Origin of the sequence: Massilia sp. YIM B02769, from assembly GCF_030411995.1 — a bacterium.
In the GTDB taxonomy this organism is placed as follows: Bacteria; Pseudomonadota; Gammaproteobacteria; order Burkholderiales; family Burkholderiaceae_D; genus Telluria.
The window spans coordinates 379,465-387,026 of sequence record NZ_JASNRC010000004.1; the positions used below are offsets into that span (position 1 = coordinate 379,465).

The 7,562-nt window shown below is 64.7% G+C and carries 6 protein-coding genes; 4 read left to right on the forward strand and 2 right to left on the reverse strand.

What is annotated here, in order from left to right; all coding sequences use genetic code 11:
* Positions 1–178: 178 nt before the first annotated feature.
* From QPK31_RS09025 to QPK31_RS09040, 4 genes are all read left to right on the forward strand, one after another.
* Positions 179–538 carry an ArsC family reductase gene (locus QPK31_RS09025; protein WP_290422600.1) on the forward strand — a complete coding sequence of 120 codons (360 nt, stop codon included), beginning with the start codon at positions 179–181 and terminating at the stop codon, positions 536–538.
* Positions 535–1,680, forward strand: coding sequence for a succinyl-diaminopimelate desuccinylase (gene dapE, locus QPK31_RS09030; protein WP_290422601.1), 1,146 nt, complete (start codon positions 535–537; stop codon positions 1,678–1,680). Before QPK31_RS09025 ends, dapE begins: the two co-directional genes overlap by 4 nt.
* 30 nt (positions 1,681–1,710) lie before the next feature.
* Positions 1,711–2,601, forward strand: a complete 891-nt coding sequence (prmB, locus tag QPK31_RS09035; protein WP_290422602.1) for a 50S ribosomal protein L3 N(5)-glutamine methyltransferase — start codon at positions 1,711–1,713, stop codon at positions 2,599–2,601.
* A gap of 79 nt (positions 2,602–2,680) precedes the next feature.
* Positions 2,681–4,669: an ATP-binding cassette domain-containing protein gene (locus QPK31_RS09040; RefSeq protein ID WP_290422603.1), complete on the forward strand. Its 1,989-nt coding sequence runs from the start codon at positions 2,681–2,683 to the stop codon at positions 4,667–4,669.
* 176 nt (positions 4,670–4,845) lie between these two features.
* On the opposite strand, the gene QPK31_RS09045 is transcribed toward QPK31_RS09040, so the two are convergent.
* On the reverse strand, positions 4,846–5,325 hold the full coding sequence (locus tag QPK31_RS09045) for a chemotaxis protein CheW (protein ID WP_290422604.1): 480 nt from the start codon (positions 5,323–5,325) through the stop codon (positions 4,846–4,848).
* A gap of 82 nt (positions 5,326–5,407) precedes the next feature.
* The gene (locus tag QPK31_RS09050; RefSeq protein WP_290422605.1) at positions 5,408–7,300 is read right to left on the reverse strand and encodes a flagellar assembly protein A; all 1,893 of its coding nucleotides are present in this window, start codon (positions 7,298–7,300) and stop codon (positions 5,408–5,410) included.
* Positions 7,301–7,562 lie beyond the last annotated feature (262 nt).

Below are 7,562 nucleotides of genomic sequence, written 5' to 3' on the forward strand. Positions count from 1 at the left end.
TTTCGTTGTCTCAGCATGACTAGACGAACATTTAACTCTAGTAAAAAATTATTGTTTTCAGGGCAAGCCAAACAAATTTGTTGGATTAGTTGTTTAGAACTACCGTCGGCGGTGTGCTATCCTCGCGACTTTTCGAACCGCTGCAACATCGCAGGCTTGTTTTTCCGCCATACACTCTATGAATATTACCCTCTACGGTATCCCCAACTGCGACACCGTCAAGAAAGCCCGTACCTGGCTCGCAGACAACAATCACGACTTCAGCTTCCACGACTTCAAGAAACAAGGTCTGCCGCGCGAACTCGCGGCGCGGTGGCTCGAACAGCTGGACTGGGAAGTCCTCGTGAACCGCAAGGGCATGACCTGGCGTAACCTCTCCGACGAGCGCAAGGCCGCCATCACCGACAAGGCGGCCGCCCTCGAACTGATGCTGGAAAACCCGTCCGTCATCAAGCGCCCGGTGCTGGAAGGCGCCGGCCCGCTGTCGGTCGGCTTCTCTGCGGACCAGTACACCCGCATCTTCGCGGAGGCCGCATGATCGCCAAGCCCTCGCGCACCCTCGACCTGGCCCAGGAACTGATCGCACTCGATTCGATCACGCCAAACGACAAGGGTTGCCAGCAGCGCCTGGCCGAACTGCTGGCGCCGCTGGGCTTCGTCTGCGAGACCATCGTCTCGAACGGCGTCACCAACCTGTGGGCGCGCAAGGGCACCGAATCCCCTGTCTTCGTCTTCGCCGGCCACACCGACGTGGTGCCGACCGGCCCGGTCGACCAATGGCAGTCCGCCCCCTTCGTGCCGACCGTCCGTGACGGCAAACTGTATGGCCGCGGCGCCGCCGACATGAAGACCTCGATTGCCGCCATGGTCATCGCCTGCGAAGAGTTCATCGCCGCCAACCCGGATCACCTGGGTTCGATCGCCTTCTTGATCACCAGCGACGAGGAAGGTCCGGCCGTCGACGGCACCGTGGTCGTCTGCGACCTGCTGGAAGAACGCGGCGAGACCCTGGACTACTGCATCGTCGGCGAGCCGACCTCCAGCCACATCCTCGGCGACATGATCAAGAACGGCCGCCGCGGTTCGCTCTCGGGCCACCTGGTGATCAAGGGCATCCAGGGCCACATCGCCTACCCGCACCTGGCACGCAACCCGATCCACCAGGCCGCGCCGGCGCTGGCGGAACTGGCGGCCGAGGTCTGGGATGAAGGCAACGAGTACTACGCGCCGACCACCTGGCAGATCTCGAACATCCACTCGGGCACCGGCGCCACCAACGTGATCCCGGGCGCCATGACGATCGATTTCAACTTCCGCTTCTCGACCGCCTCGACGGCCGAAGGCCTGGAAGCGCGCGTACATGCGATCCTCGACCGCCACGGCCTCGACTACCAGCTGGACTGGACACTGTCGGGCCAGCCCTTCCTGACGCCGAAAGGCACGCTGTCTGACGCGGTGTGCAAGGCGATCGGTGACGAAACCGGCGTCAGCACCGAACTGTCGACCACCGGCGGTACTTCCGACGGCCGCTTCATCGCCCGCATCTGCCCCCAGGTGATAGAATTCGGCCCACCCAACGCCAGCATCCACAAGATCGACGAACACGTCGAACTGCGCTTTATCGATCCCTTGAAGAACGTCTACCGCCGTACGCTGGAACACCTGCTGGCTGCTGTCTAATCATTGAGCCGCCCACTGCGAGAACACACCATGACCACCACGCCTTTCAGCACCCCGCGCGACCTGCTGCGCTACGCCGTCACCCGCTTCAATGCGGCCAAGCTGTTCTTCGGCCACGGCAGCGCCGAAGCCTTCGACGAAGCCGCCTACCTGATCCTGCATACGCTGAAGCTGCCGCTCGACCGCCTCGATCCTTTCCTGGATGCGAAGCTGCTGCCGGAAGAAGTGCTGCAGGTGCTGCAGGTGATCGAGCGCCGCACGGGCGAGCGCGTGCCGGCCGCCTACATCACGAATGAAGCCTGGCTCGGCACCTATGCCTTCTACGTCGACGAGCGCGTGCTGGTGCCGCGTTCCTTCATCGCCGAACTGATCCCGAACTTCTTCAGCCCGTGGGTGACCAACCCGTTCGAGGTCGAGAACGTGCTCGAACTGTGCACCGGTTCCGGCTGCCTGGCGATCATGATGGCCGACGTCTACCAGAACGCCGTGGTCGATGCGGTCGACATCTCGAAGGACGCGCTGGCCGTGGCCGAGCGTAACATCCGCGACTACAAGCTCGAAGGCCGCGTGAACCCGATCGAGTCGGACCTGTACGAGAACGTGCCGTTCAAGAAGTACGACCTGATCGTCACGAATCCGCCGTACGTCAACGCCTCGTCGATGGCCAAGCTGCCGCCGGAATACCTGCGCGAGCCGCAGATCGCCCTGCACGGCGGCGAAGACGGCATGGACCTGGTGCGCAAGATCGTGGCCGGCGCCGCCGAACGCCTGACGCCGGAAGGCATCCTGGTGGTCGAGATCGGCAACGAAGCCGAGTACGCGGAAGCCGCCTTCGGCCACCTCGGCCTGACCTGGCTGACCACCAGCGCCGGCGACGACGCCGTGTTCCTGCTCACCGCCGAGCAGCTGCAAAACGCCTGACGTAGCGTGGGCGGGTCTCCCGCCTACGCGTCGATCGCTAGCGGTCGCACCTCCCGCAATACATTCAAGTCAAAAAAACATGATCCGCTTCCTGAACGTCAGCCTGATGCGCGGCACCAAGCCGCTGCTGGAAGGCGCCGACCTGACCCTGAACCCCGGCGACAAGATCGGCCTGATCGGCGCCAACGGCGCCGGCAAATCCAGCCTGTTCGCCATGCTGCGCAACGAGCTGCACCCCGATCAGGGCGAGATCGACTTCCCCGCCAAGTGGCGCATGGCCTACGTGGCGCAGGAGACGCCGGCGCTCGACCGCCCCGCCCTTGAATACGCCATCGACGGCGACGTCAATCTGCGCCGCCTGCAGGCCGAACTCGACGCACTGGAAGCGGCGCCGCATACCGAGGAAAACGGCATCGCGATGGGCAACGTTCACAGCGCGCTGATGGATGCCGATGCCTACACCGTGCAGTCGCGCGGCGAACAGCTGCTGCTGGGCCTGGGCTTCTCGCTCGACCAGATGCAGCAGCCGGTGGCGAGTTTCTCGGGCGGCTGGCGCATGCGCCTGAACCTGGCGCAGGCGCTGATGTGCCCATCGGACCTGCTGCTGCTCGACGAACCAACCAACCACCTGGACCTGGACGCGATCATCTGGCTGGAAGACTGGCTGAAGCGCTATCCGGGCACCCTGATCATCATTTCCCACGACCGCGACTTCCTCGACGAGATCGTCAACGTGGTGGTTCACATCGACGAGTTGAAGCTCAAGCGCTACTCGGGCAACTACTCCTCGTTCGAGCGCCAGCGCGCCGCCGCCATGGTGCTGGCCGCCAGCGCCCTGGAAAAGCAGCAGCGCACCCGCGCCCACCTGGAATCCTTCATCAACCGCTTCAAGGCCCAGGCCACCAAGGCACGGCAGGCGCAAAGCCGCATGAAGGCGCTGGCGAAGATGGAAGAACTGGCGCCGCTGCGTGCGGCCGCCGAGTTCTCGTTCGAGTTCCGCGAGCCGCTTGCCGCGCCGAATCCGCTGCTGGTGATGGAAGACGTCGACGCCGGCTACCCGATCCTCGACGCCCACGGCGACAAGGTCGACAGCAAGACCATCGTCAAGCGCGTGAACTTCTCGCTGCAGATCGGCCAGCGCATTGGCCTCTTGGGCGTGAACGGCGCCGGCAAATCGACGCTGATCAAGACGATCGCCGGCGAACTGGCGCCCGTGAACGGCACCGCCACCGTCGGCAAGGGCCTGTCGATCGGCTACTTCGCCCAGCACCAGGTGGAGATGCTGCGCCACGACGAGTCGCCGCTGTGGCACCTGGCGAAGATCGCGCCGACCGTACGCGAGCAGGAGCTGCGCAACTTCCTGGGCGGCTTCAACTTCCCGGGCACCATGGTCACCAGCCCGATCAAGCCCTTCTCGGGCGGCGAAAAGGCGCGCCTGGCGCTGGCCCTGATCGTGTGGCAGCGTCCGAACCTGCTGCTGCTCGATGAACCGACGAACCACCTGGACCTGGAAACGCGCGAGGCGCTGACGCTGGCGCTGGCCCAGTTCGAGGGCACGCTGGTGGTGGTGTCCCACGATCGCCACTTGCTGCGCGCCACCACCGACCAGTTCATCATCGTCGCCGAGGGCAAGCTGCAGCCCTTCGACGGCGACCTCGACGACTACAAGGACTGGCTGTTCCAGACCAAGCTGGGTAAAGGCACGGTGGGCCTGCCGATGGCCAAGGAAAGCAAGCCTGCCGCTCCGGTGGCCGCCGCTGCGGCGCCGGTGCCGGCAGCCGACCGCAAGGAGCAGAAACGCCTCGACGCCGAGGAGCGCCAGCGCGTGGCGGCCCTGAAGAAGCCGATCGAGAGCCGCATCAAGCGCGTCGAGGAGCAGATGGCCAAGCTGAATGCGAAGAAGGCCGACATCGACGCGCGCCTGCTGGAGCCGGCGATCTACGAAGCGGACAAGAAGGATGAGCTGAAGAACCTGGTGGCGGACCAGGCGTTCTGTGTGCGTGACCTGGGGACGCTGGAGAACGAGTGGCTGGAGTTGCAGGAGCAGTTGGAGGGGTTGGCTGCTTGATGTGATCTTCGGTTGGGCGTCGACCGGTCAAGCGCCGCACCGGTGGGTACGAGTACCCACCCTACAAGATCCGGTCTGACGTAGGGTGGGTACTCGTACCCTACAAGATCCGGTCTGACGTAGGGTGGGTACTCGTACCCACCAGTCTTGCCGTTTCATCAGCGGCAACCTGCACCTCACGCCACCTGCCTTGCCCCCGTCGCCCCGTAATTGATCGACATCAGCCTGTCGATATCCACGAGTATCAGGCGCCTCCCGTTCGCCACCCCCAGCCCGATCAGGTAATCGATCGCGCTGCCGTCAGCGCCCGGTATCGGCGAGATCTGCTCCGCCCGCAAATGCACGACGTCGGTCACGCCGTCGACCACCATCCCCATCACGCAGGTCGACAGTTTCAGGATGATGACGTCGGTCGTCGGCGTGGTTGCCACCGGATGGCCGCAGAAGGCCGCGCGCATGTCGACGATCGGCATGATGACGCCGCGCGAGACGGCGACGCCTTTTACAATCTCCCCACCTTCGGCAAAGCGTTCGAGCGACTTCAGCACGCGCAGTTCCTGCACCTTGCCGAAATCGAGCCCGTATTCGAGGCCGCCGAGGGTGAAGCTGAGGAAGTCCTGGCCCAATGGGCGTTGAAGCGTGATGTCCTTGTGCATGATGGTCCCCTGTCGAACAGCCACCATGCTAAGTCTTGCCGACGTCCCTCTTGTTGAGAGCAGTCAACATTTCCTTGGGACATTAACTCGCCGCGACAGCCTCGCCGTTGTTCCACTGATAGCCGCCGGTCGCCCCCACGTACAGCCGCGTACCCTCGGCCCCGCGCAGGTGTGCCTTGATGTCGCGCGGCGCCAGGTGATAGAAGCAGGCGCCGTCCGGATCGTAGGACAGCGTGCGTACCTGCGTGTCGCCGGCCAGGTGGCCGATGTGCACGCGGGTAAAGCCGGCGCGTTCGGCGCGCTGGGCTTCGAATCGGGCCAGGAGCGCCTGGCCTTCGGTCTGCTCGGCCTCGGCGGCCTTGCGCGCGTTCGAGACTTCGCCGATCTTCTGCAAATCCGGCGCCACCACCTGCCCCATCTGGCGGAACTGCGCATTCTGCGCCGGACTCAGGACCATCTCGCCGCTGCGCACCTTACCCGCGATTTCCAGGTACTTGCGCACCTCGGCGCGGGCGCACAGCTGCGCCAGTTCCGTCTTGTGGTGGTTCACGACGGCGGCGATCTGCGCCAGGCGCGCGCGCACCTGGCCCAGCACCTCGTCGATACGGCCGCAGTCGGCAACCATCGCATAGACAAGCATCTCGCTGTCGCGCCAGGGCGTGGTGGCGTCGATGCGGATGTTGCGGGCGGCCAGCGCGCAGCCTTCGGCGCGGCCGATATTCAGTTCGTCGGCGATGATCTCGCAATTGACCGCATGCTCGATGCGCACCCGGGTGGCCGAGATCACGCAGTTCTCGGCGCGCTGCAAGGTGACGGTGCCGGCCAGCGTCGCGATCAGCGCCGACGAGGCGACGCCGTCGACCACGATGTCGCCGGCCTTGTTATGGGCGCGGCCGCCGACCAGGTTGGCGCGCAGGCGCACGGTGCCGCCGCGCGACACGAGTTCGCCATACACGTCGCCATGCACGGTGATGCTGGTGCCTTCGATGACGCGCTTTTCCTGGACTTCGCCGAATTCCTCGTAGTCGCCGGTGAGCTGCAGGTTGCCGGTGGTCCGGGCACTGACGCCGTCATGGCTGACGATCTTGTCGCCGATTGAAACCTGGCGCGTCTTGCCGTCCACGTTCAGGAAACCGGTGCGGGTGGCGACCAGGTACTCGCCGTCGCGGGTCCTGTCGATCGCGGCGCCGGCGCCGGCATACGCGGCGAAATCGAGGTCGCGCGGAGCCGCCGGCTCGATGCGCATGCCCGAGATCTCGAAGCCCGCCGTGCCCACCCTGGGCGGCAGCTTCTGCAGCAGGCGGGCGCCGGCTTTCACTTGCGGGAAGCGGTTCTGGAAGCTCATCAGGTCGAGCTTGCCGTTGGCCAGCTGGCGCGGCGCGTTGCTGCGGTGGATGTCCTCTGAGACCTCGATCACGCTGGCATCCTCGCCCGGGACCGGCTCCAGGCGCCGCGCGACCACGATGCGGCCGGCGTTGCCGCTGGCGATGGCGCCGCGTACGGCGGCGATGTCGATGCCGAAGCGGATTCCCTTGAGCCACATGTCGGCCACGAATTCATCGAGGTCCAGGCGCACCGGGACTTCCGGCTGGCCGTCGGTCCCGGCCAGGTGGACCTGCTCGAAAACGTACTCGGCTTCGGCACCGGCGATGCGCACCGCGCGGTACAGGGGACGGCGCTGCAGATTGAAAGGGACGATGTCGTCGGCCAGGCGCACCAGCGGCAATCCGTCGGCGCCGAGTGGCAGGGCCGGGCCGGTGTCGAACAGCGCCTTCAACAGGACCGGGTAGTTCAGGCCGATGAAGTAGCGGCCGGAACGCAGCACGCTGTCGACAGCGGCCAGCACCGTGGTGCCGAGCACGGCCGGATCGGCAAAGACGCCGTCGGGGCGGCGTTCGATGCAATGCTCGGGGCCGGTCGAGGCAAAGCGCGTCACCGGCGCTGCGGGGGAAGTGGCAACAGCAGTATCGGACACGTTCGCGCTCCAGGTGACTTGACAATGCGTCAAGGGTAAAGCGCAAAGCCTATCATGTTGTTAGTCATTAATGAATAACAAACAGCAATCTTTTCGGTAACGAACGGCAATCTTCGCCTGAACACAACATGGTGCAACGCGTCAATACGTAGTTGCCGCAAAGCATCGCATCGCGGACGACGGGCAAACAAAAGGCGCTGTCACCGTTAGCTATGGATGAGCAGTGAACTGTTGAGTTCATTCATGGTCCAACCCGTCTCGC

What these genes read in the sequence shown, in the direction of transcription:
- QPK31_RS09025 (WP_290422600.1), top strand. Translation starts at nt 179, where the DNA reads ATGAATATTACCCTCTACGGTATCCCCAACTGCGACACCGTCAAGAAA.
- dapE (WP_290422601.1), top strand. Translation starts at nt 535, where the DNA reads ATGATCGCCAAGCCCTCGCGCACCCTCGACCTGGCCCAGGAACTGATC.
- prmB (WP_290422602.1), top strand. Translation starts at nt 1,711, where the DNA reads ATGACCACCACGCCTTTCAGCACCCCGCGCGACCTGCTGCGCTACGCC.
- QPK31_RS09040 (WP_290422603.1), top strand. Translation starts at nt 2,681, where the DNA reads ATGATCCGCTTCCTGAACGTCAGCCTGATGCGCGGCACCAAGCCGCTG.
- QPK31_RS09045 (WP_290422604.1), bottom strand. Translation starts at nt 5,325, where the DNA reads ATGCACAAGGACATCACGCTTCAACGCCCATTGGGCCAGGACTTCCTC.